The sequence below is a fragment of the Pacificimonas flava genome (assembly GCF_000342165.1).
GTDB classification, from domain to species: domain Bacteria; phylum Pseudomonadota; class Alphaproteobacteria; order Sphingomonadales; family Sphingomonadaceae; genus Pacificimonas; species Pacificimonas flava.
Genome location: NZ_AMRV01000001.1, coordinates 101835 through 126823, shown reverse-complemented (window position 1 = coordinate 126823; position 24989 = coordinate 101835). Strand labels below are relative to the sequence as shown.

General features: G+C 65.2%; 29 protein-coding genes. 8 read left to right on the top strand and 21 right to left on the bottom strand.

Going from position 1 to position 24989, the window contains the following annotated elements; all coding sequences use genetic code 11:
- Nucleotides 1-15: 15 nt before the first annotated feature.
- From flhB to fliE, 15 genes are read right to left on the bottom strand one after another with little or no spacing between them, the layout of a single operon-like run.
- On the bottom strand, nucleotides 16-1161 hold the full coding sequence (gene flhB, locus C725_RS00615) for a flagellar type III secretion system protein FlhB (RefSeq protein WP_008599499.1): 1146 nt from the start codon (nucleotides 1159-1161) through the stop codon (nucleotides 16-18).
- Nucleotides 1161-1943, bottom strand: coding sequence for a flagellar biosynthetic protein FliR (fliR, locus tag C725_RS00610; RefSeq protein WP_008599498.1), 783 nt, complete (start codon nucleotides 1941-1943; stop codon nucleotides 1161-1163). Before fliR ends, flhB begins: the two co-directional genes overlap by 1 nt.
- Entirely contained in the window at nucleotides 1940-2206 is a 267-nt protein-coding gene (locus C725_RS00605; protein ID WP_008599497.1) for a flagellar biosynthetic protein FliQ, read from the bottom strand. The genes fliR and C725_RS00605 overlap by 4 nt, the downstream gene beginning before the upstream one ends.
- Before the next feature lie 4 nt (nucleotides 2207-2210).
- Nucleotides 2211-2972 carry a flagellar type III secretion system pore protein FliP gene (fliP, locus tag C725_RS00600; RefSeq protein ID WP_051051193.1) on the bottom strand — a complete coding sequence of 254 codons (762 nt, stop codon included), beginning with the start codon at nucleotides 2970-2972 and terminating at the stop codon, nucleotides 2211-2213.
- Between the two features lie 47 nt (nucleotides 2973-3019).
- Nucleotides 3020-3310: a flagellar biosynthetic protein FliO gene (locus tag C725_RS00595; protein WP_008599494.1), complete on the bottom strand. Its 291-nt coding sequence runs from the start codon at nucleotides 3308-3310 to the stop codon at nucleotides 3020-3022.
- 4 nt (nucleotides 3311-3314) lie between these two features.
- A complete protein-coding gene (fliN, locus tag C725_RS00590) occupies nucleotides 3315-3638 on the bottom strand; it encodes a flagellar motor switch protein FliN (RefSeq protein WP_008599493.1) in 324 nt (107 codons plus the stop codon).
- A 5-nt stretch (nucleotides 3639-3643) separates the two neighbouring features.
- The gene (locus tag C725_RS00585) at nucleotides 3644-4552 is read right to left on the bottom strand and encodes a FliM/FliN family flagellar motor switch protein (RefSeq protein ID WP_008599491.1); all 909 of its coding nucleotides are present in this window, start codon (nucleotides 4550-4552) and stop codon (nucleotides 3644-3646) included.
- The gene (locus tag C725_RS00580; protein WP_008599490.1) at nucleotides 4549-4980 is read right to left on the bottom strand and encodes a flagellar basal body-associated FliL family protein; all 432 of its coding nucleotides are present in this window, start codon (nucleotides 4978-4980) and stop codon (nucleotides 4549-4551) included. The genes C725_RS00585 and C725_RS00580 overlap by 4 nt, the downstream gene beginning before the upstream one ends.
- Nucleotides 4981-5038: 58 nt before the next feature.
- Nucleotides 5039-6589, bottom strand: a complete 1551-nt coding sequence (locus C725_RS00575) for a flagellar hook-length control protein FliK (RefSeq protein WP_008599489.1) — start codon at nucleotides 6587-6589, stop codon at nucleotides 5039-5041.
- Nucleotides 6590-6649: 60 nt separating this feature from the next.
- Nucleotides 6650-7060: a hypothetical protein gene (locus C725_RS00570; RefSeq protein ID WP_008599488.1), complete on the bottom strand. Its 411-nt coding sequence runs from the start codon at nucleotides 7058-7060 to the stop codon at nucleotides 6650-6652.
- Complete coding sequence (locus C725_RS00565; protein WP_008599487.1) at nucleotides 7057-8427, bottom strand: FliI/YscN family ATPase; 1371 nt, start codon at nucleotides 8425-8427, stop codon at nucleotides 7057-7059. Before C725_RS00565 ends, C725_RS00570 begins: the two co-directional genes overlap by 4 nt.
- Nucleotides 8424-9116, bottom strand: a complete 693-nt coding sequence (locus tag C725_RS00560; protein ID WP_008599486.1) for a FliH/SctL family protein — start codon at nucleotides 9114-9116, stop codon at nucleotides 8424-8426. The genes C725_RS00565 and C725_RS00560 overlap by 4 nt, the downstream gene beginning before the upstream one ends.
- Nucleotides 9109-10128: a flagellar motor switch protein FliG gene (locus tag C725_RS00555; RefSeq protein ID WP_038280953.1), complete on the bottom strand. Its 1020-nt coding sequence runs from the start codon at nucleotides 10126-10128 to the stop codon at nucleotides 9109-9111. Before C725_RS00555 ends, C725_RS00560 begins: the two co-directional genes overlap by 8 nt.
- Nucleotides 10121-11833, bottom strand: coding sequence for a flagellar basal-body MS-ring/collar protein FliF (fliF, locus tag C725_RS00550; RefSeq protein ID WP_008599483.1), 1713 nt, complete (start codon nucleotides 11831-11833; stop codon nucleotides 10121-10123). Before fliF ends, C725_RS00555 begins: the two co-directional genes overlap by 8 nt.
- Before the next feature lie 26 nt (nucleotides 11834-11859).
- Entirely contained in the window at nucleotides 11860-12177 is a 318-nt protein-coding gene (fliE, locus tag C725_RS00545; RefSeq protein WP_008599481.1) for a flagellar hook-basal body complex protein FliE, read from the bottom strand.
- A gap of 213 nt (nucleotides 12178-12390) precedes the next feature.
- Here fliE and C725_RS00540 point away from each other — a divergent pair, with 213 nt between their 5' ends.
- Complete coding sequence (locus C725_RS00540; RefSeq protein ID WP_008599480.1) at nucleotides 12391-14289, top strand: flagellin N-terminal helical domain-containing protein; 1899 nt, start codon at nucleotides 12391-12393, stop codon at nucleotides 14287-14289.
- Between the two features lie 349 nt (nucleotides 14290-14638).
- Here the strand turns inward: C725_RS00540 and C725_RS00535 are convergent, their stop codons facing one another.
- The 6 genes from C725_RS00535 to flgA form a co-directional block, all read right to left on the bottom strand.
- Nucleotides 14639-15373 (bottom strand): FliA/WhiG family RNA polymerase sigma factor, encoded by a 735-nt coding sequence (locus C725_RS00535; RefSeq protein ID WP_008599479.1) that lies wholly within the window; start codon nucleotides 15371-15373, stop codon nucleotides 14639-14641.
- Nucleotides 15370-17490, bottom strand: a complete 2121-nt coding sequence (gene flhA / locus C725_RS00530) for a flagellar biosynthesis protein FlhA (protein WP_008599477.1) — start codon at nucleotides 17488-17490, stop codon at nucleotides 15370-15372. Before flhA ends, C725_RS00535 begins: the two co-directional genes overlap by 4 nt.
- A gap of 1 nt (nucleotide 17491) precedes the next feature.
- The gene (locus C725_RS00525) at nucleotides 17492-18304 is read right to left on the bottom strand and encodes a transglycosylase SLT domain-containing protein (RefSeq protein ID WP_008599476.1); all 813 of its coding nucleotides are present in this window, start codon (nucleotides 18302-18304) and stop codon (nucleotides 17492-17494) included.
- Between the two features lie 56 nt (nucleotides 18305-18360).
- Nucleotides 18361-18717 carry a hypothetical protein gene (locus C725_RS00520; RefSeq protein ID WP_008599475.1) on the bottom strand — a complete coding sequence of 119 codons (357 nt, stop codon included), beginning with the start codon at nucleotides 18715-18717 and terminating at the stop codon, nucleotides 18361-18363.
- Nucleotides 18714-19007: a flagellar biosynthesis anti-sigma factor FlgM gene (flgM, locus tag C725_RS00515; RefSeq protein ID WP_008599474.1), complete on the bottom strand. Its 294-nt coding sequence runs from the start codon at nucleotides 19005-19007 to the stop codon at nucleotides 18714-18716. The genes C725_RS00520 and flgM overlap by 4 nt, the downstream gene beginning before the upstream one ends.
- Nucleotides 19008-19068: 61 nt before the next feature.
- Nucleotides 19069-19773, bottom strand: coding sequence for a flagellar basal body P-ring formation chaperone FlgA (flgA, locus tag C725_RS00510; RefSeq protein WP_008599472.1), 705 nt, complete (start codon nucleotides 19771-19773; stop codon nucleotides 19069-19071).
- Nucleotides 19774-20016: 243 nt separating this feature from the next.
- Between flgA and flgB the strand changes: the two genes are divergently transcribed.
- From flgB to C725_RS00475, 7 genes are read left to right on the top strand one after another with little or no spacing between them, the layout of a single operon-like run.
- Nucleotides 20017-20394, top strand: a complete 378-nt coding sequence (gene flgB, locus C725_RS16590; RefSeq protein WP_008599471.1) for a flagellar basal body rod protein FlgB — start codon at nucleotides 20017-20019, stop codon at nucleotides 20392-20394.
- A gap of 8 nt (nucleotides 20395-20402) precedes the next feature.
- Nucleotides 20403-20801 carry a flagellar basal body rod protein FlgC gene (flgC, locus tag C725_RS00500; protein ID WP_038281130.1) on the top strand — a complete coding sequence of 133 codons (399 nt, stop codon included), beginning with the start codon at nucleotides 20403-20405 and terminating at the stop codon, nucleotides 20799-20801.
- A gap of 2 nt (nucleotides 20802-20803) precedes the next feature.
- Nucleotides 20804-21448: a flagellar hook assembly protein FlgD gene (locus tag C725_RS00495; RefSeq protein ID WP_008599467.1), complete on the top strand. Its 645-nt coding sequence runs from the start codon at nucleotides 20804-20806 to the stop codon at nucleotides 21446-21448.
- 25 nt (nucleotides 21449-21473) lie between these two features.
- Nucleotides 21474-22760 (top strand): flagellar hook protein FlgE, encoded by a 1287-nt coding sequence (locus C725_RS00490; RefSeq protein ID WP_008599466.1) that lies wholly within the window; start codon nucleotides 21474-21476, stop codon nucleotides 22758-22760.
- Between the two features lie 22 nt (nucleotides 22761-22782).
- Nucleotides 22783-23529 carry a flagellar basal body rod protein FlgF gene (locus C725_RS00485; RefSeq protein WP_008599465.1) on the top strand — a complete coding sequence of 249 codons (747 nt, stop codon included), beginning with the start codon at nucleotides 22783-22785 and terminating at the stop codon, nucleotides 23527-23529.
- A gap of 18 nt (nucleotides 23530-23547) precedes the next feature.
- Nucleotides 23548-24333, top strand: a complete 786-nt coding sequence (gene flgG, locus C725_RS00480) for a flagellar basal-body rod protein FlgG (protein WP_008599464.1) — start codon at nucleotides 23548-23550, stop codon at nucleotides 24331-24333.
- Nucleotides 24314-24979: a flagellar basal body L-ring protein FlgH gene (locus C725_RS00475; protein ID WP_008599463.1), complete on the top strand. Its 666-nt coding sequence runs from the start codon at nucleotides 24314-24316 to the stop codon at nucleotides 24977-24979. Before flgG ends, C725_RS00475 begins: the two co-directional genes overlap by 20 nt.
- The last annotated feature ends 10 nt before the right edge of the window (nucleotides 24980-24989 follow it).

The following is a 24989-nucleotide window of genomic DNA, read 5'->3' as shown; positions in this document are numbered from 1 at the left end:
CGCCCATTAAATGGGTCATGGCTGCTCCGCCTTCGGGCGATCGCCGCGCTCGTCGAAACGCATCGCCGGCGGCACGGTTACGGCGGGTTTCGCACGCGAAAGATCGCGATCGAGATCGAAGATGAACGCCAGTACGGTCGCGACGGCAACGAACAGTTCGCTCTTGATCTCCTCGCCAACCTTGCTGGTGAAGTAGATCGCGCGTGCCAGTTGCGGATAGGACAGGACCGGCTTCCCAAGCTCCGCGGCCAATTCACGAATGACCGCTGCCACCTCGTCCTTGCCCGCCGCGACGACAACGGGCGCGCCGCCCTTCTTCTGGTCGTAGGACAGCGCGACGGCGAAGTGCGTCGGATTGGTCAGAACGACATTCGCCATGTCGACGCCCTGCCTTACGTCGCGCTTGATCGCGTCGCGCTGGCGCTGGCGAATGGCAGCGCGCACTTCGGGCGAGCCCTCGCTCTGCTTGTGTTCGTCCTTCACCTCCTGCTTCGTCATGCGCAGCTTTTTGGTGCGCTGAATAAGCTGGACCGGCACGTCGACCAGTGCGACGACCACAAGACTGCCGACCAGCGTGAACATCAGCAGGGCGAGCGTGCTGCCGACCTTGTCGATAGCGCCCGTGACCGAAGCATAGCCAAGCCCGAGGAGGAGGTCGCGGCCCTGCCATAGGACGACGAAGCCGCACGCGCCGATCAGGGCGACTTTCAACACGGACTTGCCCAGTTCGATCAGCGAATTTGCGGAAAACATCCGCTTCATTCCCGCCATCGGATTGATCTTGCTGGCCTTCGGCTTGGCGGCCTTCATGTTGAATTGCAGGCCGCCAAGCATCGCCTGCGCCAGCACCGCGCCGATGATCGTGGCAAACAGCAGGCCGGCCAGCGGCAGCGCTACGGCCCCGAGAAGGCGCAAGGTGCGTCCAAGCACATCAAAGGTTGCAAGGTCGCCGCGATCGAAGGTGAGACCGGTCACCAGAACATCGGACATGCCGCTGAACAGCATGCCGCCGGTAAAGACCAGATAGGCGCAGCCGACCAGCATCACGGCAGCGGTCAGCAGCTCGCGAGACTTCGGAACATCGCCGTCCTTGCGAGCATCCGCCTTCTTCTTTTCGGTCGGCGCTTCTGTTTTCTGGTCCTGATCGGGGGCATCGGCCATCAGAAGCGCCCCTCGGAAATATCGGTGACCATCGTCAGCCCCTCCTCGATGACATCCTCGAACAGGGCCGTCATTCCCGGAAACAGAAGCGCCAGAAGGGCGGTGCCGATCATCAGCGTCAGCGGCAGACCGACGGCGAAGATGTTCAGCTGCGGCGCACTTCGCGTCATGACGCCGACGACGATGTTGACGGCGAACAGCGCAAAGCCGACCGGAAGCGCGATCATCAGCCCGGCGCGAAACATGATGGCGCCGAACAAGGCGATGTTCTGACCGAGCGAAGCCGTCAGCCAGTCCCCAGCGATGGGAAGCACCTCGTAGCTGTCGACAAGGGCGCGCAGCAGAATGAGGTGCCCGTCCATGCCAAGGAACAGGAGAACGGTGAAGATCATCAGGAACTGCGCCAGAACCGGGCTGTTCACGCCCATCTGGGGGTTCATCATCGACGCGAAGCCGAGCCCCATGCTGTTGGCGATATAATCCCCGGCGAGGAGCGGCGCGGCAAAGGCGACCTGCAACACGAACCCCATGGCGAGGCCGAGCATCACCTCCTGAACCGCCGCGGCAAGCGCGACGAGGGACAGGGGATCGGCGGGCGGCGTTACGCCGGCAGCCCCGATGACGATGAAACCGATCGCGGCGGAAAGCGACACGCGCACGATGATGGGCAGGCCGAGCGCTGAGAAGACGGGCGCAACGAGGAACGCGCCGCCGATACGAAGCATGGCGAACAGCAGCGCCACGAACTGCGCTTCCACATCGAGGCCAAGGATCTGCGTCATCGCGACAGAAGCGGGATCGTCTCGAAGACGCGCAGCGTGAAATCGCTGAGAAGACCCATCATCGCGCCGCCGAACACCGCCAGGCAGACCATGACGATCAGGATCTTCGGCACGAAGCTGAGTGTCATCTCGTTGATGGACGTCGCCGCCTGCACCATGCCGAGAAGCAAGCCGACGAGCAGCGCCGGCAGGATGACCGGCAGCATGATAAAGAACAGCACCCACAGCATTTCCGTGGCGAGGCCAGAGATTTCCGCTGACATCGGGCTACACCGTGAAGCTTGAGGCGAGCGAGCTCATCGTGAGCGCCCAGCCGTCGACCGCGACGAACAGGAGGAGCTTGAACGGCAGCGAGATGAGCGTCGGCGACAGCATCATCATGCCAAGCGACATGAGCACGCTCGCCACCACCAGATCGATGATCAGGAACGGCAGGAAGATCAGGAAGCCGATCTGGAACGCGGTTTTCAGCTCGCTGGTGACGAAGGCCGGCAGAAGCACCGAAAACGGCACGTCCTCGGGCCGGGCGAACGGCCCCTCCTCCGCCATGTCGGCGAACATGGTCAGATCCCGCTCACGGGTCTGCGCCATCATGAAGCCGTGCATGATCTCGCCGCCACGCTCGATACCGCCACCGATCGCTACCTGCCCCGCCGTATACGGCTCGAAGACGTCCTGGTTCAGCTGGGAAAAGACGGGCGCCATGACGAAGAAGGTCAGGAAGACCGAGAGGCCGACCAGCACCTGGTTCGGCGGCGTCTGCTGCAAACCCAGCGCCTGACGCAAGATCGACAGGACGATGATGATGCGGGTGAAGGCGGTCATCATCAGAAGTACCGAGGGCAGCACGGCCAGCAGCGTCATCAGGACGAGGACCTGCAGCGAGAAGGATAGCGGCTCGCGCTCCGTGCTCGCCTCGTCTCCGGACAGAAGCTCCGCGGCAAATTCGATGGGGCCGCCCCCCTCGGCCTCGGTGGCGGTGGCGGGTGCGCTCGCGGCGTCCTGTGCCGCCGCCGGCGCGGCCAGCATGGTCAGCGTCAGCAGCAGCGCGGCGAGCGCGCCGATCAGCCTCCGGATCACAGGGCGGACTCCTCGTTCGGCAGCGAGAAGGCCGCGTCCGCCTTTCGGCTGAGGGGGGTCACGCCGTTCTTGCCAAGAGCGATCAGAATCCGCTCGCCCTGAAACGATATGACGGCAAGACGGGTCGTCGGGGTCAGCGACAGCGTTTCCTCGAGCGCCACCGTGCGCGCGCCGCCGCGCAGCCCGGCGGTCCGGTCCTGCACCTTCTTCGTCAGCCACAGCGCGCCGACCACCAGACCGCAGACAAGCGGCAGGAGGATGATCAGGCGCAGAATATATTCGCCCATGGGATCAGGCGCCTTCCGACGAGCGCAGACGCTCTTCGGCGTCGCTGATCTCGGTAAAGCGGATACCGAACCGGTCGCCCGACTTCACCACTTCGCCGCGCCCGAGCAGCGCGCCGTTCGCATAGATTGAAAGCGGTTCGTCGAAATTGCTTGCGAGCTCGACGACACCGCCCTCCTCGAGGGCCAGAAGATCGCGAAGACGCATAGTCGTGCTGCCCAGTTCGACGCTGACGCGAACGCTGATACGCTCCAGCAGCTTCGTGCTGATGTTCGTGGCGCCAGCCTCCGCAGCGAGTACGGATTCGGTTTTTCCCGGTTGATCGGTCATGATGCTTACTTTCCTGCCGGAACGATGTTCTGGCCTGTTTCGAAGGCCAGGACGCGGACCGCCTTCTGCCCGTTCTGGTCGCCTGCCTCGGCGGCGGCGATGCGGGTGCCCTGGACGTCCAGATTGGCGAAGTCGGCGGATTGGATTGGGATTTCGCTTCCTGCGGAGAGGCCGGTCAGACGGCTCATCGGCATGGTCAGCTGCGCGACATTGGCGTCGACCTGGAATGGAATTTCGAGCGCGGCCTCGTAGAGACTGCGGCGCCAGGCGGCCGCATCCTTGCGCGCCGGCTTCATCGCGGTCTCGACGAGGGACGCCGCCACGGGCCGGGGACACAGGATCTCGAGTTCGGGACCGGCTCCCTCGACCGCCCCATGTCCGAGCGATACGCGCACATGGCTGACGGGCAAGTGAAAGAAGTCGAGCGGCAGCCGCGAGATGTTTCCATCGCGGCCCTTGATGGCAAAGTCGCCCGTCGATGCGAGCATCGCGGCCATCTCATCTGTCAGGACAGAGATCGCGCGGTCGGCAATGGCCCGGTCGAGCGGCGTGACATCGCTTCGCGCCGGCTGTTCGGGCGCGAAGATCTCCTTGTCCTCGGCGTTGAAGATGGCTGCGCAGATGCGGCTCAGCAGCACGTTCGTCACCAGAATATAGAAGGGTTCCGACGTGCCGCTGACGGATAGCCGTACGACGCTTGCGGTCCCCCGACTGGCATCTTCGGTGACGATCAGGCGATCGCACAGCGGCCGACCGGCGAAATCGCTGAGCCGCAGCGCCACGCGCTTCTGCACCGCCGCGCAGAAATCCTGCACCAGCGTCCGCTCGTCGGATTCCGCGCGCTGCACGAGAAGCGCGCCGAGATCGACCGCCTCCGGCACCGCCGCCATCGTATCGCCTGCCGCCTCTGTCATTGGATGACGAGGTCCGTGAAGAAGACTTCAGTCACGCCGGGTTCCGCGCCCCGGTTCTTCAGTTGTGCATTCGTCGCCTCGCGCATTTCCTCCGCCAGAGCCGTGCGACCCTCTGCGTTGGTCAGATCGGTCAGCGGAGCTTCCGCAAGCTGCGCGAGCATGGCGGCCCGGATCGGCGTTTCATGTTTCTTGACCTCGTCGAAGAACAGCGGCCCCTTGTCGCTGCCGATACCGACCTTCACCTGCACCAGGCGGGGCGAACCGGCGATGTTGCTCGTGAACGCCTCCTCCATCTGATAATAGTCGTAGGTCTTTGGCGGTTCGACATGTTCCGCCTCCATGGAGGGTTTCAGGAACACATAGGCTCCCGCCGCGCCGCCACCACCGACGAGCACCAGCCCCAGCAGACCGAACACGATCAGCTTCATCTTGGACTTCTTCGGCGCTTCGGCGCCCGCGTCTGCCGAGTTTTGCGTTTTAGCCATTTTATGCCAGCAGGCTTACTCGCCCGCTCTCCTTTGCGTTTCCGTTTGCGTTGGACTGAATCGTTGCAGTGCGCGCGCTTGCAGCCGACGACGCAGCGCGCTCTTCACGCTGCGGCCGGGCAAGCTGCGGATCGGCTTGCGGCTGCTGCTCGCGCCCGCCGGCGGCGCCCTGTCCGCCGCCCGCCATCTGCCGCTCCCCCTGCGCCTGATTGCCAAGACGCGTGTCGAGCTGATCGGAAAGACGGTCGAGAGCACCGGCCAGATGCTGGCGTGCCCGTTCGTCCTGAACGACGAGTTCGATACGCGGAGTTGCCGGATCGAGTTCGATCTTGACCTCCAGCGTGCCGAGATTTGCGGGGGTCAGCCGAAAACTCGCTTCGCGGCGCCCGCCCATTTCTTGAAGGATGTGTTGGCTGGTTTCGTCCGCCCATGCCTGCTGAGCGTCCGAAAGCGGACCGCCTGACGGCGCGGGCCCAGGAAAGGACGGCAGAGCAGAAAGCGGCACCGAACTGCTGGCCGGCAGGGCCGAGGGCGCGCCGGCAAGCGAAAAGGTTGAAGCGCCTTGCGAACCTGCGGGGGTTGGCGCCGACAGCGGAGCTTCGGCGTCTCTGCCTGCAGAGCCCTGTCCTGTACCGTCCGCATCGGTGCCTGCCAGAGGCAAAGTCTGAACCGCCGGACGCTGCGTCGTTACCGGCGGGGCATCTCCGGCCTCACCGCGGTCCGACTGCGCGTCCTGTGAAGCGCTGCTGGGCAGTCCAGCGGAGCGCTGCGAGACCCTGCCGCCGGCACGCATGCCAGGCTGAACGCTTGCGATCGTTTCGCTGCCGGCTTCGGTCGCCGGGGTTGCGGCCGCGGTAACATCCTGTTGAGCGAACACCGGCGCGGGCGCTTCGGATTTCCGCATGTCCGTCGGAGGCGCTGCGCCGGTCCCCGCATCCAGATCCGCTTCGACCTGGTCGGCAACCGCAATCTTCACGGCATCGGCGTCCGCGCGGCCTGCGAGGGAACTGGCCTGCTCAGCGAGGGCGCTGGCCTGCTCAGGCTGCATTGCCTGCGAGTCCGCCACCGCGCCGTTCCCATTAGGCCGCCCGTCGAGCACGGCAGTACTCAGGGCCTTGCCCGCCTCCAGCTTTGCGGTCTCGGCCTCGATATGTGCCGTGGGAGACGGGCTTTGCTTGCCGCCCGGTACGGCTGCGAGTTCCGATCCCTTCAGCGAGACCGTTTCCGTTAGAGGGACGACGTTCGCCGCGATCAACTCTATTCCGCCGGGGGAGTCAGTTTCGTCGCTGTCCGGCGTACCGTCCTTCGAAACCGGATCGGCGTTTTCACCGACGGGCGAGAACCGCGCTGTCATTTTTTTGGCGCTTCCCCCCGAAAGCTGCTGCGGACAGCGCAAAAGCAGCGATGCGAAGCTGTCCGCGTCAGGCGCCCCTTCGCCGCCCTCCGCAGTCGGGCCCATGCCGTCCGCGGCCAAATCCTCCGCAGCCCCGTTCGCCACGCTGGTCTTTCCGGAAAGCATGTCCGCAATACGCGGGGCGGAGCTGATCTGCATGTGACGACTTTCCGTCGATGGTTGACGTTTTAACCATCACCTCAGCAACAAGCGTGCCAGTCAGGAGGGGCGCCGCTTTCCGATCCGCGCCAGATCGATCTTGCGCTCGCGTTCGCGCTGTTCCGCTGACCGTTTATCGTCGATCAGCTCGCCCAGGACCCGCTCCCGCCGTTCGGCATTCAGGGCCTCCCGCCGCGCAGCGCCCAGCATATGTTCAAGGCGTGCGGCATGCTCGCGGGTGACGAGGCGGTTCTTCACCAGCCGGTCGCGCTGCGCTGAACTTGCGCAAAGCGCGTGCGCCGACACCTGTCCGGTGACATGCCCGTAGTCATCGATCAGAGTCGTCAGACGGTGCTCGAGATCCTGCGTCTGGCGCAGTTGCCTGTCCACGGTCTGCTGGCGGTCCGCAGCGCGCTGCGTTTCGATCCGGCGCAGTTTCGCCAGGCGCGCGAGTTTTGTCGACCCGGTCACAGGGGCCCGGCCGCGACGGCAAGGTCGGCTTGTGCCTGCTCGAACGTCACCGGCGTTTCGGCGTCCTGCCGCATGAAGGCTTCGAACAGTTCGCGCCGCTTCACGGCATCGTCCAGTGCGGGGTTCGCCCCTGGCTGGTAGGCGCCGAGGGTGAACAGATCGGCATTCTCTTCATAGACTGCATTGCTGCGGCGGAGCGCGCCGGCATGGTCATTGTGCGCTTTGCCGGTGATCGCACGCATGACGCGGCTGACGGATTTCGACAGGTCGATCGCCGGATACTGCCCCCGCTCGGCCAGGGATCGCGACAGCACGAGATGCCCGTCCAGGATGGCGCGGGCGGAATCCACCACCGGGTCGCCCTCCACGTCACCGCCATCGGCAAGCACCGTATAGATTGCCGTGATGGAACCGCCGCTTTGCGAATTGCCTGCGCGCTCGATCAGGTTCGGGATCAGGCTGAACACGGAGGGCGGATAGCCCTTCGTCGTCGGCGGCTCGCCAAGAGCGAGACCAATTTCCCGCTGCGCATGCGCCACTCGCGTCAGGCTGTCCAGAATCAGCAGCACCGACTTGCCGCGGTCGCGAAAATGTTCGGCAATGGCGGTCGCCCGCTCCGCCGCGCGAATGCGCAGAACGGCCGAATGATTGGCCGGCACCGCAACCACGACGGTCTTCTTCGCGCTCTCGCCGCGAAGATGCTGTTCGCAAAAGTCGGAGACTTCGCGTCCGCGCTCCCCGATGAGGCCGATGACCACGACATCCGCGGCGGTGAAGCGCGCCATCATGCCCAGCAGCACCGACTTTCCGACGCCGGAGCCGGCGATGATGCCGACACGCTGCCCCTGTCCCACGCTCAGAAGTGCGTTGATCGAGCGAACGCCCACGTCGAGCGGCTTCGAAACGGGTAGATTGTCGAGCGGGTTGCGCGGACGGGCATGCAGCGGCTGCGTTTCCGTCGGCACGGGCTGCAACCCGCCATCGATCGCCCGGCCGCGGCCATCCAGAACCCGGCCCAGAAGCTCATCACCCACCTTTACAGAAGGGTCGGAACTGATGACGGAAATGCGGCTGTCGGGACTGACGGCTGCTTCGGCGTCCAGCTTCATCAAGAGAGTATTATCGTCGCGAAACCCGATGACTTCGGCATCGATGGTCGTTCCGTCGCCGCCGGTCAGCCGGCAAAGCGTTCCGGTCGGCGCGGAAATTCCGGAGGCCTGTAGCAGCATTCCGTCGTACGCCCGCAGCCGCCCGCTGGAACGCGCGCCAAGACGCGGCAGCGAGATGGAGGCATGCTGCAGCCGCTGCCGGATCAGCGCGGTCGCCGAGGGTGCCGCTAAATCTCCAGGGTCGGCGCAGGCGCTCACTTCAGCCAGTCCCGCGCCGCTTCCAGACGACCGGCGATGGTGTCGATCAACTCGGCATCGCCGCTTGCCAGACGAAAGTCTCCTCGCTGCACCTCCTCGTCGATCACCAGTTCGAACCGGCCAGCATCCGCCTCGAAAAAGGCCGCATCCGCAGGGTTGATGTGGAGCGCCGGCAGCATGCGCCCCTTCTTGAAGTCGGCGAGTGCGGCGGCGACGCGCACGGAAATCGTTTCCGGCAGATGGATCGGCAACTCGCCCGCAATGGCCACGGCGATGGAAAGCGCCAGGCGGGAAAGATCGGGCGCAATCAGTTCCCCGTCGATGTCGAGCTGATCGCCGAAGGCGGTCTGCAGCTTTGCAATCATCGCCCGTGCTGCATCGAGCTCCGCCCCCAGGCTGAGTTCGGCCGCCTTTCGTCCGGCTTCGAAGCCCTCCGCGCGAAGCGTTTCCTCATCCACCGGCGGAACCGGATGCTCAACAACATCAGCATGCGCATCCGGCGCAATCTGATCCGCGAGCTTCGCGCCGACCGGAGACGTCTCGCCGACCGCGCGGCGAAGGTCCTCCGCGCTCGGTCCCAGCCCCGCGCGAAATGCGCCATCGGCCTTGGCAGCAACAGGCCGTGCCTCGAAAGATCTTCCGCCGTCCACGTCCTTATCGGACTGCGCCGCGCGGGCGGACTTAAACATCGGCCTTTTCCTCGACCAGTTCGATCTCGCCCTTCTCGGCCATGGTGCGCGCGCTCTTGACGATGGCGGTGCGCGCCTCGGCAATGTCCGAAGCCTTGCCCCCCCTGCCCTTCAGCGCATCCTGAACGGTTTGCGCGGCGCGGGTCGACATACCGGCGTAGATTTTCTCCGCCAGCGCCTCCGGTGCGCCGCGAAGCGCGCGGGCGAGCGTGTCGGGGTCGATCGCCTGGATCAGAAGCTGCAGGCTGCGCGGCGGCATCTCCATCAGGTCCTCGAAGCGCAGCATATTCTCCTCGATCTCGCTGCCGACGATGTCGTCCCGCTTGCGCAGCGCGGCGAGGAGCGGCCGGTTCTGCTCGTCCGGCATGGATTTCAGGATCGCGACCGTCATCGCATTGCCGGGAATGGAGGAGACGGGCAGCGCCAGACCCTGGCCGCCCTCCGGCGCAAGGTGACGAACGAGAAGCACGACAGCCTCCTCCTTCAGTTCCCGCAGGATCGCCAGACGGTAAAGAATGTCGACCTGTCGTTCTTCTTCCATGCCCAGGATGACATCCGCCGCCAGGGCGGGCGAAATCAAGGTCAGCGAAGCGGCAGCAGCCTGCGGATGCTGACAGACGATCATCTGCCGCAGCGCGTCGGCGGACAGCCATTCCGATCCCGGCAGTCTGTAGCGATCCTGAAAGGGAGTCACACGCTGCAGGACGCTTGTCGCGCGCACGTCCCCCATCGCCTTGCTGAGCGCACCGCGGAAGAAATCGAGACCGCCCGACACCGCAATGCCGGTCTCGGCATGCGCGATAAACTCTTCGATCACATGCATGGATGTCGCGCGGTCGACGTCCGACATCTCGACCATGGCGCGGCCAAGGGCTTCGACTTCCGCCGGACCGAGATCGCCGATCATGGCGGAGGCTTCCTCCTCGCCGACCAGCATCAGGAGCACAGCTGCCTTTTGAGCCGCCGAGAGATTTGCCGGCTCACCGCCCGACACCGCAAGTGCCTCAGCCATTCTGCGCACTCCGCTTCTCGTCGGTCATCATCCGGCCAAAGGCCTGAGAGGCGCGGCCGGTATCGGCCGCGATGAGTTCGCGCAGCAGCGTCAGACGCTCGTTGAACTGGTCCTGGGTCGGTGCCGCGAGAGATGTCTGCGCGTCCGCGGCGCTTTCCGCCGCTGCCGAATCCGCCGCTGCCTGCGCTGCGTCGGTGCTCGCCTCGTCATCCTTGGATTTCCCTGCCGCGAGAGCCTTCTTCAAGGGCCGGCCGACCATAAAAAGCGCCGCAAGCCCCAGCAGCAGCACAACGCCCTTCGTTCCCCAACTCTGCACCCATTGCTGTTCCCACAGCGGCGGTTCCTCCATCGCATCGAGGGCAGCGAAGGACTGGCCGCGCACGACGAGCACATCACCGCGATCCTTGTCGATACCAAGCGCGCCGTTCAGCAGCGTCTCGATTTCCTTCAGCTGCGTATCGGACAGTTTCTGTCCGTTCTCGCGCAGCGCCACGGCAACGGACGCCCGGCGGATCTCACCGACGCTGTCGCGCGTCACGGATACCTGCTTGCCCACCTCATAATTGCGGACTGTGCTTTCGTCGGCGAGAGCCGGGGCCTGCGCCGCCGCATCGGCCGCGGCCTCGCCTTCCGGCGGAATTTCGCCGTCCGCGGGCGTCAACTGCGCGGCTGCGGGGGGCGTGTTCGAAACCGTGCCGGGAATCCCGCGCGCCTGCTCGCCCCCACCCGACTGCGTCACGGTGCGCTGCTCACTACGCAGGACCGCGTCCTTGTCATAGGTCTCGCTGGTGGATTCGCTGCGATTGAAATCGAGGTCGAGCGCCACTTCCGCGCTGAAATTGTCCGCACCGACGATGGGGATAAGGATTTTCGCAATCCGTTCGCGCCACGCATCTTCAAGACGCGTCGTGTAGGCGAGCTGCTCGGCCGAGGCCGCAAGATCGCCCGTCAGGCGCTTCGACAGCAGATTGCCGCGCTGATCGACAACACTGACGTCTTCGGCAGCGAGGCCCGGCACGGACGACGACACGAGGTGCACGATCGCCGTGACCTGCTCGTCGCCGAGCACGCGGCCGCCCTTCAGCTTGACGAAGACAGATGCCGTGGGCGTGCTGCGACTGCGCACAAAGGCGCTGGGTTCGGGCGCGGCGATGTGGACACGCGCGGATTCGACACCGCTGACTTCCTCGATGCTCGCGGCGAGGCCGGTTTCCTGCGTCTGTTGCAGGCGCGCGCGCTCCACGGCCCGGCTGGTCCCAAAGGGCATGTCGTTGAGGACGTCGTAGCCGCTGAGGCCGGTTTCCGGCAGCCCTTCCGAGGCAAGCGCAATGCGCGCCCGGTTCTTGTCGGCGGCCGGTACGGTCAGAAGACCGCTGTCCGGTTCGATCCGCGCGTCAAAACCCTGTTTCTGCAGCGTCTCCAGCATGCGTGCCGTTTCCGCCTCCGGAACGCCGGGAAAAAGCGGCGCCCGGGACGGTTCTACGAAGCTGAGCGCCAGCGCCAGCACCGCAGCGGCGCCGACGATGGCAAGGCCGATCGGGAGCCAACGCTTGAAAGCGGCGCTCCCCGTCAGGTTGCGCCAGAGCTGTGCCGGGTCGGAAAGCGCTCCGCCGCCGATCATGCCGCTGCCCTGTGCCGCCACCGCGCCGGCGCCGCCGCTCTGCGGAACGATGGCACGGCCATCTATGATGTCGTTGTCAGCCATTTGTCTTCAGTCCCGTGCCGTTGCCGTCAGACCGGCATGTTCATGACGTCTTTGTAGGCGGACAGGACCTTGTTCCGGACCTGTAGCGTCGCCTGGAACGCCAGCGACGATTTCTGCCGCGCGAGCATCATTCCAGCCACGTCCTGGCTATCGCCCCGCTCAAAAGCATCGGTCGCCTGCGCCGCGTCGGCCTGTGTGGCCTTCACGCTGTCGATGGCCTGCGTCAGCGCGTTGCCGAACCCCGCGCCCGCCGCCTCCGACGGTTTCTTGACGCCCTGCAGTTCGGCATTGCGGGAGATGATTTGCGACCGCAATTCCAACAGGTTGGAGCTATCGACCTTCACTGCGCGCTGTACCTTCCAAAGCCTGCAATCATGTTCGGGAGCTATCTAGCAAGCGCTATGCCAGACGCTCGCCTATCTCGGTGATCCGCACGGCGTGACGAAAAATCGGCAGCGTGATTTAAACATCAGGCGACCGGGTCGTCCCTTCCATTACCGGACACCGGCCAAGCGCCTCACGCCGGACGAAATCGAAACGTAAGGGATGGAATTCTCATGTCAGTCATCAACACCAATGTCAGCGCAATGCGTGCTCAGAGCGCCGGAGCCATGGCGGGCAAGGAAATGTCCACCACCATGGAGCGCCTGTCGACGGGCCGCCGCATCAACTCCGCGAAGGACGACGCCGCCGGCCTCGCCATTTCGCAGCGCATGACCGCCAACATCCGCGGCGCCAGCGTCGCCATCCGCAACGCCAATGACGGCATCTCCATGGCGCAAACCGCCGAAGGTGCGCTGGGCGAAGTCACGAACATGCTGCAGCGCATGCGCGAACTGGCCGTGCAGTCCGCCAACGGCACCTACTCCGCCGACGACCGCGGCGCTCTGCAGTCCGAAATGAACCAGCTGATGGAAGAGGTGAACAACATCGCCAAGACCACCAGCTTCAACGGCACCAACCTTCTGGACGGCAGTGCCAAGAACGTGACGCTGCAGACGGGCGTGAACTCCGGCGAAACGGTGTCCATGTCGATCGGCGCCGCCACGACGAAGGCGCTCGGCCTCGAGGGCTACGCCATTCAGGGCCAGCTGACGACGGGCCGTGTAGGCGATGCCTCGGGACTGGCCGTCGATGACGTCCTCATCAACGGCAAGGCCGCTTTCGGCACCGCTCCGGCGACCGCCAGCGCGACCGATCTTGCCACGGCGATCAACTCGAACACGGCGAACCACGGCGTTCGCGCAACGGCGTACAACACGCTCAGCGGCTCGCTTCCGTCGGCGTCCTCCTTCGCTGAGGGTGCGCTGAACATCAACGGCAACGATGTCGGCGCGGCCGGCAGCGTCGAGGAACTGGTTTCCAACATCAACCGCGATGTCGCTGGCGTGACGGCCTCGCTTGGTGACGATGGCAAGATCACCCTGTCCAACGACACCGGCGCCTCCATCGAGATCGGCGGCACGGCGGCCAGCGAAGCCGGCTTCACGGACGGCACCTATGCGGGCTTCGTGGCGCTCGAGAGCGTCGACGGCGGCGACATCACCGTCACGGCCAACACGGACGCCGCTGGTACGCTCACGGACGTTCAGGCTCTCGGCCTCAACCAGACGACCGACGGCAAGAGCTTCGAGTCCGCCTCTGTCGGTGCCGGCGCCTTTGCCTCGACCGACGATCTGACGATCAACGGCATTCAGGTCGGCACGTCTTCGGATGCCAGCGCCGCCGCCAAGGCCGCTGCCATCAACGAGATTTCCGACCAGACCGGCGTCACGGCCTCGGCCAAGACGGAAGCCAAGGTCGCGGTCGACTTCTCGCAGACACCGGCCGCGGACTCGCTCGTCATCAACGGCAGCACCGTCGACGTATCGGGCGCCAACAACGTCGCTGACGTCGTCACGGCGATCAACGGTGCCGGCATCAGCGGTCTGAAGGCCAGCGTCAACGAAGACGGCGAGCTGCTGCTCACCTCCTCGCAGGGCGGCGACATCACCCTGACGGACACGAGCGGCTTCCTGGCCGACACGACCGCGACCGGCCAGCTGACGCTGACCTCCGCGAACGGTGAAGACATCCGCATCGACGGGTCTGCGGGCTCGCTCGGCAAGGCCGGCCTTGCCGTGCAGGGCGGCTCGGGCGACAAGATCGGCGGCGGTCTCAGCATCAACAGCCAGGCCAATGCCAGTTTCGCTCTCGAGGCGATCGACAAGGCGCTGGACAAGGTCGCGCTGAACCGCGGTGACCTCGGTGCGGTCCAGAACCGTCTGGAAGTCACGGTCAACAACCTGACCAACACCAGCACGAACCTCTCGGCAGCCCGCTCGCGCATCGAAGATGCCGACTTCGCCGCCGAGACGACGAAGCTGGCGAAGTCCCAGATCCTGCAGCAGGCAGCCCAGGCGATGCTCGCCCAGGCGAACCAGTCGCAGCAGGGCGTGCTCAGCCTGCTCCGTTAAGGATCAGCATCATTCCGCGTGACGCCACATCCCGCCGGCGTCACCGACTGAAGCCTCGGTCTTCCCAGGAAGGCCGGGGCTTTCTTTTGCGAGCGTTCATGAAGGGATCACGCAGCTCTCGGCGGCGGCCGGTCGGCCAGCAGCCGCGAATGCGCCAAGCCTCGGTGGTCCCTGCCCCGGCGCGCCCCCGCCCTGTTCCCAGCACGTCATCACGGCGCAGGCCGGGATCCACTCCCCCGAGCGCTCGACCTCAACGAACGGTTCGAAAAAGTGGCGTGGATCCCGGCCTGCGCCGGGATGAGGATAAGAGAAGGGTGGTGACGTCAAAACGGATCGAACCGCCCGTCCGTCAAATCGAGTCCTGCAACGCCTTGCGGAGCTTGGAAAGCGCAGACGCCTTCAGCTGGCAGATGCGCGCGGAGGTGAGATCGAACACCTCGGCAATCTCGACGAGGTTCAGTTCCTCGACGAAATAGAGCTGCAACACCAACGCCTCACGCTCCGGCAGGCCGCCGATATGTCTGGCGAGGAGCGCGCGCATCTGTTCATCGGCCACGCCGTCGAACGCGTCTTGCTGCTCGTCCGCGAACAGCATGGAATGATCGGAATAGACCTCATCCATCGACGAATAGCGAATGCCCTCCGCCTCGTCGCACCGGGCAGAGAACTCCGCCTCGTCGATATCGAGATGGGCGGCAATCTCCGCACGCGTCGGCTGCCGACCGAGAGAGGCGGACAGCGCCTCCTGCGCGTTGAGCATTTCGCGGCGGCGGCGTAGCGCGCCGCGAGTCATGGCGGCGCGGCGGCGCATTTCGTCGAGAAGCGCACCCTTGATCCGCATGCTGGCGTAGCCGGGGAATGTCGCATCGTCCCCCTGATGCGCGTTCGCCGCCTCGATCAAGGCAACGACCGCCATCTGCTGCAATTCCTCCACCTCGATCGCTCCCGGCGCCTTTCCATGGACATGCCAGGCGACGCGGCGGGCCAGCGGCAGGTGCTGTGCGATCAGCCCGGCCGGGCCGCTCGGCGCTTCCATCTGCTCGCGGTAGGCGCGCGCGGCTGCGTTTCTCAGCGGCATCGTCATGCTGCCTCTCCGATTTGCGCGGCGGGCTCGATGACCGAGACGACGTCGACGGGTTTTTCTTCCGGAATCTCGTCAAAGGACAGCACCGTAATATCGGGGATCTGCGGCCGCAGCAGATTGAAGACGATCCGGCGCAGGCGCGGACTGGTGACCAGCGCAAAGGACAGGTCGCGCGCGGCAAGAGCCTGCGCGGTTTGCGTCACCGATTCGATGATGCGCTGCGCCATGTTCGGCTCGATGGCTCGGTGTCCAGCCTCTGGATCGCCGGCGACCGAATCGGCGAGCAGCCGCTCGATTTCTCCGCCGAAGGTCACGACGTTCAGCGTATCGCCCGACCCCGTCACGCCCTCGACGATCACCGGCCCCAGCGACCGGCGAACCGCTTCGCCAAGCGCGCCCGGCTCCTGCGTCCGCAAGCTCGCGGCGCAGATCGCCTCCGCGATCCTGCGAAAGTCCCGCACGGGGACGTTCTCACGCAGCAGCGCCTGAAGGATGGTGGTCAGGGTCTGAAGCGACACGCTGGCGGGCACGAGATTTTCGGCCACCTTCGGCGCCGCCTCTGTCAGGCCATCAACCAAGCGAGAGGCTTCCTCCTGTCCGAACAGTTGGTAGGCGCGCGCGGACAGAACACGGCCCATATGCGTCGCGATCACCGTGCTGATGTCGACGACCGCGTAGCCGAAGGCGACGGCCTGATCCTTGACCGCCGGTTCGATCCACTTCGCCGGCAAGCCGAAGGCTGGATCCAGCGTATCTTCACCGGGGCATGGGGCTGCGACATCTCCGGTATCCAGCGCCAGAAGCGCATTGGGGCGAACCGTTCCGCGCGCCAACGTCTCGCTGCCGAAGGCGATGCGGTAGTCGCCCGCCTGCAACTCCATATTGTCGCTGATGCGGCAGCGCGGAACCAGGAAGCCGAGGCGCTGGGAGGTTTGCTTGCGAACGCCCGTGATGCGGCCGGTCAGCGGCGATCCCTTCGCCTCGTTCACCAGATCGATAAGACCAAAGCCGATCTCCAGCGTCAGCTGATCGGTATCGATGACATCGTCCCAATCCACCGATGCGGGTTCGCTGGGCGCCTCCGTATCGCGCGGCGTCGCAACCTCGACCGGTTCGCTCTTCGGCTTCGACAGGCGGTAGGCCACGTACCCGGTCAGACCGGCGAACGTCAGGATCAGGATATGCGGCATGCCGGGAATGACTGCGATGATGAGGAGGATAGCGGCAACGGGAATCCAGGCCTTCGCGACCCCGAACTGCGTCGAGACCTGACCGGCGAGGTCATCCGAGGATTTGACGCGCGTGACGATAGCGGCGGCGGCGATCGACAGCAGCAGCGAAGGGATTTGCGCGACCAGGCCGTCGCCGATCGCCAGCGTGATGTAGGTCGTTGCCGCCTCACCCGCCGTCAGACCGTGCTGCATCGTGCCGAGCAGCAATCCGCCGAGGATGTTGATGAAGAGAACGAGAAGGCCTGCGACGGCGTCGCCCTTCACGAATTTCGAGGCGCCGTCCATGGCACCGTAGAAATCAGCCTCCGTCGCCACATCCTGCCGGCGCGCCTTCGCCTCGTCCGGCGTCAGCAGGCCCGCGGCGAGATCGGCGTCGATCGCCATCTGCTTGCCGGGCAGTGCATCGAGCGTGAAGCGCGCACTGACCTCCGACACGCGGCCCGCGCCCTTTGCAATGACCACCAGGTTGATGATGACGAGGATGGTGAAGACGAACAAGCCGACGATGTAATTGCCGGCTATGATGAAGCTGCCGAAGGCGGCGATGACCTCGCCCGCCGCATGCGCGCCCTCGTGCCCGGAAACGAGCACGACGCGCGTCGAGGCGACGTTCAGCGCCAGCCTGAGCAGAGTGGCGAAAAGAAGGACCGTCGGGAAGGAGGAGAAATCGAGCGGCTTGCCCGCGCCAAGCGCCAGCGTCAGCACCAACAGCGACGTCACGATGTTGACGATGAAGAAGATGTCAAGAAGCAGCGGCGGGATCGGCACGACCAGAAGCGCGATCAGCGTCAGGATCAGCGCCGGCAGCGCCACATTCTGCGGCTTCAGCGCCATTCCGGCAGACGTCATGGCAGCCGATTTGGGACCGGAAACGGCGAGCTGCATGTCAGACTTGTCCCGTGGTCAGCGAAAGGTACAGAAGCCGCGCCGTCGAAGGCGTGATCGAAGGCGGTGCCGCATCGCCTGCCGTGCCGCGCTGCATTGCGACCCATTGGCGCGTTGCTTCCAGGGCACGGCGGGCAGTCGGGGATTCCTGGCGAGCCAGCATGGTTCGCGCCGGCATGTCCCCCGACCGGCCGAGCTTTTCCGCAAATCGCTCGTAAACCTCGCGGACCGATCTGGCCTCGCCGCTCTGCTGGTAGAAAACCGGCCGGTTGGCGCGGGCCGCCGCCGGCAGAAGCGTCGCGGCGGGCTGCTCCGGATTGTCGGCCATGCCGCTGAGGAAATTCGCCGCGCCGGCCGCGCCCAGAAAATGCGCCATGTAAAGATCGGTCTGGCCGACGGGGCGGCCAAGGCGCTGTTCCAGATAGTCCTGATTGTCGGATGCGAACTCCGCCGCCATCGCCGACGCGGCCGCCGGATCCTTGCGAAGATCTAGGATGTCCCGTTCCGCACGGCCGGCGGACAAGCGTCCGCCCGGCCCCGACGTGATGCTGTCCGCAGCCCAGCCGAGGCCGTGCTTCGCGCCGTGACGTTTTACCGTCGCCAGCCAGGTCTGATCGATGAATTGATAAAGACCGGTCGCGCTTGACGTGGACGCCTTCGCATCCGGGTTCATGCCGCTTTCGAGGCGGGCTTGCGCAAGCAGGTAGGATTCGTCGACGCCGGTGCGGGCGCTCGCGTCGCGGATGGCACCGACGACATCGCTGCCGGCGCCGCTGGCGCGCAGGTTCGCGATTGACGAAAAATTGACGCTCATGACCGGCATGCTCCTATTCGCCGATCATTCCGCAAGGAGCGTGCCAGAAGGGGTGTTCAGGCGCTGGTGCGGGCCCGCGTGCGCGGCATGGCGGCAGTAATGCCCGCCTTCGTGTAGGATACGGCGCCGCCGTCCTGACGCAGCCCCTGCAGGCGCCGCTCTGTCCGGTCGGACATCAGCCGAACCGTCTGCATCATGCGGTCGAGACTGGCCCGCGTTTCGGTCGCCGCCGCCACTTGCGATTGCGTCAAGGTTTCGGGCTGCGCAGCGGCAAGCGCTGCGCCGGCGTCCTCCACATCGGATAGCGCGGAAACAAGCGCGCCCTGATCGCCGCCTGTCAGCCGGCCGCCAAGGGTGTGGACCGCGGTCTGCAATGCGCCAAGCGCATCCTCGAATGAAAGTTCGCGCGTCATCCGCGCTCGAACGCCAGAAGGCGGTCGGCAATCGCTGCGGCATCGACCGGGTAATTGCCGGACGCGATCGCCGAACGGATCGCCTCCACTCTGCTTCGATCGACCGGCGCTTCCGCGCTCGTCGCTTCAGACGCCATGGCCGAAAGCTGCACGCTTGGCTGCGAGGTCGCGGCCTTTTCGGCCGCGCCCGAACGCTTCGCGGCGTTCGCCGCGGCCAATTGCTCGTCGTTCTTCGCTGTCGCATTGGCGACGCGCGGGGTCGCCAGAACCGTGCCGTTGACCTTGTTCATCGTCCCATCCCTGGTTTTGGTGAGTGTGCATACTCCCAAGAACGACCATCGCAGGTCTAGCTTAAGAAGAAATTAAAACCGATCCGTCTGCCGCGACGCGGCCCTGGATCTTCTCTCCGGAACTCAGGTTCCGCACCGTCACGCGGTCGCCAACCGAACCGTTCTCGATGGCTTCCGCCTCTACCGCCACGGCAAAATTCGGCCCATCCGCGCGCAAGCTGACCCGGTCCCCGCGCATGATCAGCGGCGCGCGTTCCAGCATCGACAGGCGCAGCACGGTCCCCGGCATGACAGAGCGGCGCAGTTTCAAACCGGATGCCATTTCGACCGACCGAACCGTGTCCGCCGCCATTCGTCCCGGCACCGGCACCATTTCGATATCGGAGGCGGTGATCATGCTTCCACGGGCAAGAGACACTCTCAACTGGGCGACGAGCGGTGCCTGCGCGTCCTGCGCCGCCGCAGGAACCGGGGCCTCCGCCCCTTCCGTGCGTACGAAGATGCGCCACTCCGCCCCGCATCCGACTTCCAAGGAGCGATCTCCACGCCGCGCAATGTCGAGAGGATCGGCGCAGGCCTTCAGATGCAGGCGCGCATCCACAGGCACGCCGCTGTCGCCGCCGCCCTCGCCATCCAGATAGGCGGCGACGGCCGCGTCTATACTGGTCGGCGCCTGAAATTCGACTGCGGATGCACCCGCAGTCGAAAGGGCAGATGCCCAACCCAATACCAGGGCGAAGAGACGGAAACGCGGCGAGAACTGCATGAACGACCTTTTTCTTGTCGGCATCGAGCGGACCGCCACGTCGATGCAAGGGCCTTGCCAATTGGCCGGACCCGAGGAAGCCAAGGCTCTGTGTCACTTCGCCGTCACCAATTCACACCTACCGCGTCAAGATTTTGTCGGCCCCGACATGTGCCGACACAACCCTTTGTTTTCGGGTCACAATATACGACTGGCACATGCCATGCTTGTGAGTGCGCGAAGGTCCGAATTGGGAGCACGAACGTGGCAAGCCTGGACGAGTATTTTGGTGTGAGCGGAACGGCGCTGAAGCTGCGTGCGCAGCGCCTCGACATGATCGCGTCCAACATCGCGAACGCGGGGACGCCGGGATACAAGGCGCGCGATCTCGATTTCGGCGCGGCGCTGAAGTCCGCCAGCGACGATCTGACACGCTCGAACCCCCTTCATATGACCGCAGCGCGCGGCGGCGGCGCGCAGGCCGGCTACCGCATTCCCCACGAAGCATCGCTCGACGGCAACACGGTAGAGCTGGCCACCGAACAGGTGGCCTTTTCGGAAAATTCGGTTCGCTACGAAGCGACCCTCGACATCCTGAACGGCCGCATCAGCACGATGATGTCGGCGCTGAGGGGAGAATAATCATGGGTATGAGTGTCTTCGACATTTCCGGGCGCGCCATGTCGGCGCAGCTCGTCCGGCTGAACACCACTGCCAGCAACATGGCCAATGCCGGCGCCGTCGCAGGCAGCGCCGACGAGGCTTATCGGGCCAGGAAGCCGGTGTTCGCCACCGCGCTCGATCGCGCCAGCGATGCGCGCGCCACGGTGGACGTCGACCGGATCGTGACGACAGGCGCCGACCCCATCAAGCGGCATGACCCCGGCCATCCGCTCGCCGACGATGACGGCTATGTCTACGAGGCGGCGGTCGATACCCAGGCCGAGCTCGTCGATATGCTCGAAGCCTCGCGCCAATATCAGAACAATGTGGAAGTGCTGCGCACGGCGAAGTCGCTGATGTTGAGCACGCTGAAGATGGGCGGCTGATCATGGATGCTGTATCTCTCGGTTCGGCAGCGTCGCCGACGCTCTCGGCAAAGGGCCAGACGCTGGGCCAGAACGACTTCCTGCGGCTTCTCACGACGCAGCTTGTGAACCAGAGCCCGCTCGATCCCATGTCGAACGAGCAGTTCGTGGCGCAAATGGCGCAGTTCTCCACTGCCACCGGCGTGGCCGAGGTCAATTCCGGCATCGCATCCCTTCGCGAGGAGCTGACCGCCAACCGCTTGTCGGAAGCCGCTGGTTATATCGGTCGCACCGCTCTCGTCAGCGCATCTGACGTGACCCCTGGGGACGACGGTGTCAGCGGGCAGGTGCAGCTCGAACGCGATTCCGACGCGCTTCTCGTCAACGTCAAGAACGCAGCGGGGGAAATCGTCCGCAGCCTCCCGCTCGGCGCGCAGTCGGCGGGGAGCGTCGATTTTCAATGGGACGGCCTCACCGGAACCGGAGAGGACGCCGGCGACGGCCCATTCTTCATCTCTGCTGAAAGCGTGCAGTCCGGCCTCGTCAAATCCGCGCCGCTCTACGTTCGCGGGCATATTTCCTCCGTCTCCATGAGCGGCAGCGGAGCCCAGTTGGTGGTCGACGGCGTCGGCCGCATCGAGCCCTCCTCCGTCGTCTCGCTTTCCTGATTTCCCTCCGAAAGGACCATAGACCATGTCTCTCTACGTCGCGCTTACCGGCCTGAAGGGCGCCCAGTCGTCCCTCTCCGTCACCTCGAACAATATCGCCAACGCCAACAGCATCGGCTTCAAGCGCTCCACGACCGAATTTGGCGATCTCGTCGCCAATTCCGGCCTGGCGGGCGCAACCGGCGGCACCGGCACCGTGCTGAAGGGAACGAGCCAGCAGTTCGAGCAGGGCATCATCGAATCCACCGGCAACACGTTCGATCTCGCCGTGAACGGACAGGGTTTCTTCGCCATCCGGCCCAGCCTGAACGGCACGGACGTCTCCTACACGCGCGCCGGCGCCTTCGACCTCGACAAGAACGGCTTCGTCGTGGGGTCGAGCGGCCAGTATCTTCTCGGCTATCCGGTCGGACCGGATGGGACGACCACCACGAAGTCGGCGCAGTCGCTGCTGCCGCTGCGCCTGCCGGACAGCTCGGGCGAGGCCATCGCCTCGACGCAGCTCAGCCTGGCGGTGAACCTGTCGTCCAAGGGCTCCGTCATCCCGGACGAGCCGCGCTTCGCCTCGACCGGTTATCAGTTCGATCCGACGAACCCGCTGACCTACAACAATACGACATCGGCCACCCTGTTCGATAGCGAGGGCAATCCGCAAACGGCGCAGGTCTACTATACGCGTACAAAGGCGCCGGACGCCGACGACCCCACGAGCAGCTGGACCGTCAACATCACCATCGACGGCAAGGAAGTTGCCGCCGCCGACGGCAATCCCATCGAATTCCAGTTCGACAGCCTGGGCAACAAGACGGCACCGACCGGCCCGATCCAGCTTGCCGCGCATGATCCGGCAAACGGCGCCGCGCCCATGAACCTGACGTTCGATCCGGGCGAAGCAACGGTGCAGAAGCAGGATATCTTCTCGGTCCGCTCCGTTGCGCAGGACGGCGTCCCGCCAGGCCGGCTCGACGGCGTTTCGGTGGATGAAACCGGCCTTGTCACCGCCGGCTTCTCGAACGGCACGTCACAGGCGATCGGGCGCATCGCCGTCGTCAACTTCGCCAATCCGCAGGAACTGGCGCAGCAGGGGAACGCCACCTACCGCGCGACCGGCGGCTCGGGCGATCCCGTTTACTTGGAGCCGGGCGAAGACGGCGCCGGCGGCGTCCTCAGCGGCTCCATCGAGCGCGCCAATGTCGACCTGACCGAGGAGCTGGTGCAGCTGATCACGGCGCAGCGCAACTTCCAGGCCAACGCCAAGACCATCGAGACGGACAACGCCATGGCGCAGTCCATCCTCTCGATCCGCGGCTAAGACGTAAAAGGGAGACGCCCGCATGGACAAGCTGGCCTATACCGCCTTCAGCGGCATGCGCGCGTCTCTCGCCGCCCAGTCCGTCACGGCGAACAATATCGCCAATTCCTCGACGACGGGATTCCGGCGCGACTTCTCCGCCACCGTCGCCGCGGCCGTGGAAGCGCGCGGCACCCTGGAGGCGCGAATCCTGTCGCAGTCGCGCGAGAACCAGGCAGACATGTCGGAGGGGACGCTGATCGCCACGGGCCGCCCGCTCGACGTCGCCGTCAGTTCGGGCAGCTTCCTGACTGTCCAGGCAGAAGATGGCAGCGAAGCCTATACGCGCCGCGGCGATCTGACGGTGGCGCCGAGCGGCCTGCTGGTGAACGGCGAGGGTCATCCCATCGTCGGCGAGGGCGGGCCCATCACCGTGCCCCCCGCCTCACGGATCGAGATCGGTGCGGACGGCACCATCGCCATTCAGGCGCGCGATGCACGTCCGGGCGACGAACTGGAACAGATCGGCAAGCTGAAACTCGTCACACCGGAGGATCCGGCACAGCTGAAGCGCCTGCCCAGCGGACTGTTCACCGACCCCGCCGGCGGTCTTGCCGGCGATCCGGCCGCACGCGTCGTCACCGGGCAGCTTGAGGGATCGAACGTCAATATGGCGGCCGAACTGGTCAACCTGACCGAGCAGGCGCGGCAGTTCGAACTTCAGGTGGGTCTTCTGACCGCCTCGCGCGATCTTGATCAGGCCAGCGCATCCCTGATGCGCAACGAATAATCACACGGAGACAGATAGATGTCCTCAGCTCTTCATATCGCGCGTTCGGGCCTCGATGCCCAGGACATGCGCATGCGCGTGATTTCGAACAATCTCGCAAACGTCAACACGACCGGGTTCAAGCGCGACCGCGCAGACTTCGAGACGCTGATGTACCAGAACCTGTCGCAGGTCGGTGCGCCGACCAGTGCGGAGACGGAGCAGGCGAGCGGTCTGAACGTCGGCACCGGCGTTCGCATCGCCGGCACCGAACGCATGTTCGGCCAGGGCGAACTGATGCAAACCGAAAACCCGCTCGACATGGCGATGGACGGTCCGGGCTATTTCATGGTCACCCGGCCGGATGGTTCCATCGCTTACTCTCGTGACGGCGCCTTTCGCATTTCCGATCAGGGCGAAATGGTGACGACGCAGGGCTACCCCCTGGAGCCGGCCGTGAACATTCCGGAGGGCGCGCAGTCCCTGAGTGTCGGCAATGACGGCACTGTCACCGTCGTCATGCCGGGACAGGCTGAACCCGTAGAGGTCGGCAAGATCGACATCGCCAGTTTCATCAACGAGGGCGGCCTGCAGCCCATCGGCGACAATTTCTATCTCGAGACTGGCGCCAGCGGTCCGCCGATCGTCGGTGAGCCGGGCCTCGAAGGGCGCGGCAGCATCCGTCAGGGTGCGCTTGAGGCCTCCAACGTCAACGTCGTCGAGGAACTCGTCTCCATGATCGAGACGCAGCGCGCCTATGAAGTCAATTCCAAGGTCATCAGCACAGTCGACGGGATGCTCCGCTATGTCACGCAGAACATGTAAGCTGGCGCCGGCGGCGCTGATCCTGCTGGCCGGTTGCACGGCCGCGCTTGAGGATCGCGGCCCCTCGCCCGAATATGCCGCCTCCTACCCGGTCATCCCCGCGGAACCGGCGGCGGCGACGGGCGCGATCTATCAGGCGAGCAGCTATCAGGCCTATGCCACCAGCCAGCGCGCGCGGCAGATCGGCGACATTCTGACGATCCGCCTTGTCGAACGCACGACGGCATCGAAGTCACAGTCGGCAAGTGCGAACCGGTCGAGCAGCACCGCCGTTTCGCTGCCCGGCGCCTTCGGCAGTGTGATCCCTCGCGATCTGCTGGAGGGCGGCTCGGATACCGATTTCGAAGGCGGCGGTGATGCCGACCAGCGGAACGCACTGACCGGCGACATCACCGTGACCGTCGCCAACGTCATGCCGAACGGCGTTCTGGTCGTACGCGGAGAAAAGCGCGTGCGACTGAACCGCGGCGACGAGTTCATCCGCTTCTCGGGACTTGTCCGGCCGGAGGACATTGCCGTCGACAATACGGTCCCCTCTCCGCGCGTGGCGGACGCCCGGATTTCCTACGCCGGCACCGGACAGGTCGCCGCTGCTTCCCGTCAGGGATGGCTGCAGCGCTTCTTCACCGCCGTCTCACCCTTCTGACCGGGACGCC

Excerpts from the sequence above, each read along its gene's own strand:
- flgM (WP_008599474.1), bottom strand. The coding sequence starts at position 19,007 with ATGAACAAGGTCAACGGCACGGTTCTGGCGACCCCGCGCGTCGCCAAT.
- C725_RS00605 (WP_008599497.1), bottom strand. The coding sequence starts at position 2,206 with ATGTCAGCGGAAATCTCTGGCCTCGCCACGGAAATGCTGTGGGTGCTG.
- fliN (WP_008599493.1), bottom strand. The coding sequence starts at position 3,638 with ATGACCGATCAACCGGGAAAAACCGAATCCGTACTCGCTGCGGAGGCT.
- C725_RS00585 (WP_008599491.1), bottom strand. The coding sequence starts at position 4,552 with ATGACAGAGGCGGCAGGCGATACGATGGCGGCGGTGCCGGAGGCGGTC.
- flgA (WP_008599472.1), bottom strand. The coding sequence starts at position 19,773 with ATGCAGTTCTCGCCGCGTTTCCGTCTCTTCGCCCTGGTATTGGGTTGG.
- C725_RS00575 (WP_008599489.1), bottom strand. The coding sequence starts at position 6,589 with ATGCAGATCAGCTCCGCCCCGCGTATTGCGGACATGCTTTCCGGAAAG.
- fliR (WP_008599498.1), bottom strand. The coding sequence starts at position 1,943 with ATGACGCAGATCCTTGGCCTCGATGTGGAAGCGCAGTTCGTGGCGCTG.
- flhA (WP_008599477.1), bottom strand. The coding sequence starts at position 17,490 with ATGCAGCTCGCCGTTTCCGGTCCCAAATCGGCTGCCATGACGTCTGCC.
- C725_RS00495 (WP_008599467.1), top strand. The coding sequence starts at position 20,804 with ATGGATGCTGTATCTCTCGGTTCGGCAGCGTCGCCGACGCTCTCGGCA.
- C725_RS00595 (WP_008599494.1), bottom strand. The coding sequence starts at position 3,310 with ATGGGCGAATATATTCTGCGCCTGATCATCCTCCTGCCGCTTGTCTGC.
- C725_RS00540 (WP_008599480.1), top strand. The coding sequence starts at position 12,391 with ATGTCAGTCATCAACACCAATGTCAGCGCAATGCGTGCTCAGAGCGCC.
- flhB (WP_008599499.1), bottom strand. The coding sequence starts at position 1,161 with ATGGCCGATGCCCCCGATCAGGACCAGAAAACAGAAGCGCCGACCGAA.
- C725_RS00525 (WP_008599476.1), bottom strand. The coding sequence starts at position 18,304 with ATGAGCGTCAATTTTTCGTCAATCGCGAACCTGCGCGCCAGCGGCGCC.
- C725_RS00520 (WP_008599475.1), bottom strand. The coding sequence starts at position 18,717 with ATGACGCGCGAACTTTCATTCGAGGATGCGCTTGGCGCATTGCAGACC.
- C725_RS00560 (WP_008599486.1), bottom strand. The coding sequence starts at position 9,116 with ATGTTTAAGTCCGCCCGCGCGGCGCAGTCCGATAAGGACGTGGACGGC.
- fliF (WP_008599483.1), bottom strand. The coding sequence starts at position 11,833 with ATGGCTGACAACGACATCATAGATGGCCGTGCCATCGTTCCGCAGAGC.
- C725_RS00580 (WP_008599490.1), bottom strand. The coding sequence starts at position 4,980 with ATGAAGCTGATCGTGTTCGGTCTGCTGGGGCTGGTGCTCGTCGGTGGT.
- C725_RS00475 (WP_008599463.1), top strand. The coding sequence starts at position 24,314 with ATGTCACGCAGAACATGTAAGCTGGCGCCGGCGGCGCTGATCCTGCTG.
- C725_RS00555 (WP_038280953.1), bottom strand. The coding sequence starts at position 10,128 with ATGGCTGAGGCACTTGCGGTGTCGGGCGGTGAGCCGGCAAATCTCTCG.
- C725_RS00535 (WP_008599479.1), bottom strand. The coding sequence starts at position 15,373 with ATGACGATGCCGCTGAGAAACGCAGCCGCGCGCGCCTACCGCGAGCAG.
- C725_RS00485 (WP_008599465.1), top strand. The coding sequence starts at position 22,783 with ATGGACAAGCTGGCCTATACCGCCTTCAGCGGCATGCGCGCGTCTCTC.
- flgG (WP_008599464.1), top strand. The coding sequence starts at position 23,548 with ATGTCCTCAGCTCTTCATATCGCGCGTTCGGGCCTCGATGCCCAGGAC.
- flgC (WP_038281130.1), top strand. The coding sequence starts at position 20,403 with ATGAGTGTCTTCGACATTTCCGGGCGCGCCATGTCGGCGCAGCTCGTC.
- C725_RS00490 (WP_008599466.1), top strand. The coding sequence starts at position 21,474 with ATGTCTCTCTACGTCGCGCTTACCGGCCTGAAGGGCGCCCAGTCGTCC.
- fliP (WP_051051193.1), bottom strand. The coding sequence starts at position 2,972 with ATGCTGGCCGCGCCGGCGGCGGCACAGGACGCCGCGAGCGCACCCGCC.